Below are 3,218 nucleotides of genomic sequence, written 5' to 3'. Positions count from 1 at the left end.
CTCGGCGCGCGCTTGCCAGAAATCGGAGCGATTTTATATTTCGTGCAGGCCGCTTCATCGCAAAGCGCGCCTGTGAATAAAATCAAAATTTCATATTGCGGCTATGTTTGTACTTTGCGCTAGCCGCTACGCCGCGCCCGTTAAATTTACGCTCTTTGCGCACCCCATCGCATTGTGCTCGCAAAGCTCGCGCTTAAAATTTGCGCCCGTTCATGCGCTTGCTAGCTTGTACTTCCGCGAGGCGCCGTTTTGTGCTGCAAATACAGCCTTATCGGTCGTTAGTAAATCCGCTCAAATTTAAACGACTTGCGCGGGTCAAATTTGAAAATTTAATCCTTCCAAAGCCACCATTTCAGCTTGGCTTTGTCGGGACGGGGCGTGTTTGCGTAGTAACAAACCATGCGGTAAACATAGAGGATGCATCTGCCGCGCCAAAGCGCCTTTATGCGTTCATTCGTCTCGTCCGGATCCGCGCCCTTTAGCGAAGCGATTTCAGTGTAGCCTAGCGCCAGCAGATCGGCCTCTGTCGCCTCGCCGACATAGGGGATTTTCTTAAAATCGCTCGCACCTTTACTTAAATTTTACTCCAATCTTTATTCAAATTTCGCTTGGCTCGCTATTTGGATGAAATTTTAAAACCCCCTTGAGAGTGCGGAATTTCAAAATCTCACTCGTGCGAGGCAAATTTTAAAATTTTATCTCGCCGCCGGGCCGCCGTTACGCTTATGCGCGCCGCTTTTTAGCGCTAAGACGTCCGCCGCCCGCTCATTATCGGAAATTTTATCCGCAAGCTAGCAGGGGGGCTTGGGCGCGGCAAAGATTAAACGTTTTAAATCCCCAAACGGAGTAAATTTACACTTCCGCCTTGCACCAAATGCAAAAATCTGATACGTTTGTTTCAAACTCCAACGGATTTTGTAAAAATATGACGACGGCGCTTCGGCGTCACCCGAGCTGCCTTTGTGCGCATTTTGATTAAAATTTCTTGCGCGCGGAAACCATGCTTAAAATTATTTTGTGTCAAATTTTACGTAAGCTTTGGCGCTAAATTTGACTCAAAATCTGCTCGCAAATTTCGCGTGGGTTTTGCGCCTGATAGATCGGCCGACCTACCACGATAAAATCAGCTCCCGCCTCGCGCGCGACGTCCAGATCCGCCACTCTCTTTTGATCCCCCACGCTCTCGCCAAACGGACGTATACCCGGGCAGAGCGTGATAAAATTTGCGCTCGTAGCATCCTTTATCAAGCGGCTCTCGTAAGTAGAGCAGACCATGCCGTCAAGTCCTGCTTCATAGCTCATCACGCCAAATTTGCGCACGGCATCGCTTAAATTTTGCTCGTAAACCGCGCTAAATTCCGCCTGATCAAAACTCGTTAGCGCCGAAACCGCTAGCACCAACGGACGCGAAGCTAGCCTATCCAGTCGCTCCATCACGGTAGCCATCGCGCGCTTGCCACTGCTTGCATGCACGTTTATGATATCGACGCCGAGCTTAGCGATCTCCTCGGTGGCGTCGGCCATCGTGTTTGGGATGTCGTAGAGCTTTAGATCGAGGAAAATTTTAAAATTTCCGAGCCTTTTTAGCTCCCCCACAAAGCCCGCTCCATCGCGCAAATAAGTTCGCAAGCCCACTTTTAGCCAAATTTTATCCGAAAAGTCCGCAAGCCCCTCCGCCAGCTGTAAACACTCCTGCTTCGAGCCCAGATCAAGCGCGACGCAGAGCCTCACCGTTTATCCTTGCCGCGTACTGCGCCTTTGCTGTCTGCGGGTCTTTTCGAGAGAGCGCCTCTGCCGTCCGTAGGTCTTTTTGAGACGGTGCCTCTGCCGTCCGCAGATTTTTTCGGCGCGATAGAGCTTTTGCGTCCAGCGCTACTTTTCGGCGTAGTATTTTTACCAGAAGTGCCCTTTTTTGGTGCAGCGCTTTTGCCGACTCTGAAATTTCTATCCGCGCCCTCTTTTTTTGGCGCGGCGTCTTTGCCTCGTTCGCCTACCTTAAAATTTTTACCTCGCTCGCCTGTTTTGAAATTTTTGCCAGTTTTCTCCGTCTTGAATTTATCTTCGGTCTTGAAATTTCTCTCCGTTTTAAATTTTTTGTTCGCGGTAAATTCGGATTTTTTTGCGGACGTGCTGCGAGTTTTCAAATTAGCGGGCTTTTTAGACGGTCTGCTTCTGCTCGCCGTAGAATTTTTCGGCGAGCCGCTCCTCTTTGCTTTGGTAAAATTTTTTGTCTCGCCGTCCGCGCCTGCGGGGATGAAATTTTTCGCCGTATCGTTGCTGTCCGAAACAGCGGAGCTTTTCGCCGCAGCGGACTTAAAATTTTTGACTACCTCCATGGTTGTCTCTAGATTTTCGCTTGCCGTCGCAGTCGGCTTGGAAATTTTATCCGCCGCGATATTTACGTGGCTATCTTTTAGCGCGTCCAGCACGCCGTTTATAAATCTTGGCGAGATGCCAAGCTCCTTGGCGGAGTTGATTGCTTCGTTTATGACGATGCCCGCGTCGGTGTCCGTAAAGCGCAGCTCATACGCCCCGAGCCGCAGTATCGCGCGCTCCAGAGCCGAAATTTCGGCGAGCTTAAATTCCTTTAAATTTTCGTCTATCAGCGCATCGACTGCGGCGAGATTTTCGCTAGCTCCGCGCAGAAGCGCGAGCGTCCAGTTGCGCTGTTCGTTGCGAATGCGCTTTTCCTCCAGATATTCGTCCGCAAAGTCCTCGCTGCCGCCATTCATATCTTTAGAGTAAAGCAGCGAGATCGCAGCGAGCCTGGCTTGGTGTCTGGTGGCCATTTTACGCCTTTATGTTGCGAAATAGGCTTAGAAGCTCGATCGCGCCGCTCATCGCCTCAAAGCCCTTGTTACCGGCCTTTGAGCCTGCACGCTCGATCGCTTGCTCGATATTATCGGTAGTCAGCACGCCGAAAGTCACGGGTGCGCCGTATTTTAGCATGGTGTTTGCGATGCCCTTACTTACCTCGGCGCTTACGTAGTCAAAATGCGGAGTAGAGCCGCGGATAACCGCCCCTAGGCAGACGACGGCGTCGTAGAGCTTGGAAGCTAGCGCCTTTTCAAGCGCGAGCGGGATCTCAAAAGCGCCAGGCACTAGCATTAGGCTTAAATTTTCCTCCTTGCCGCCGTGGCGCAAAAATGCATCGTGCGCCCCCTCGACTAGGCGATCTGTGATGATGTGGTTGAAGCGGGCGTTGATGATTAGAATTT

General features: G+C 51.0%; 2 protein-coding genes and 2 pseudogenes. All 4 read right to left on the bottom strand.

From position 1 onward, the window contains the following. Window positions 1-329: 329 nt before the first annotated feature. Window positions 330-563, bottom strand: a pseudogene (locus Q0238_RS11395) (helix-hairpin-helix domain-containing protein); the annotation flags it as partial. Window positions 564-1,044: 481 nt separating this feature from the next. Next, window positions 1,045-1,731, bottom strand: coding sequence for an orotidine-5'-phosphate decarboxylase (gene pyrF, locus Q0238_RS11390; protein ID WP_363317143.1), 687 nt, complete (start codon window positions 1,729-1,731; stop codon window positions 1,045-1,047). A 683-nt stretch (window positions 1,732-2,414) separates the two neighbouring features. Continuing rightward, window positions 2,415-2,789 (bottom strand): annotated as a pseudogene (gene nusB / locus Q0238_RS11385) (transcription antitermination factor NusB); the annotation flags it as partial. Between the two features lies 1 nt (window position 2,790). Continuing rightward, entirely contained in the window at window positions 2,791-3,216 is a 426-nt protein-coding gene (ribH, locus tag Q0238_RS11380) for a 6,7-dimethyl-8-ribityllumazine synthase (protein ID WP_297946144.1), read from the bottom strand. Window positions 3,217-3,218: the final 2 nt, after the last annotated feature.

The sequence above is a fragment of the uncultured Campylobacter sp. genome (genome assembly GCF_938045775.1).
Lineage (GTDB): Bacteria > Campylobacterota > Campylobacteria > Campylobacterales > Campylobacteraceae > Campylobacter_B.
This window is presented reverse-complemented; position numbering and strand designations above follow the sequence as displayed.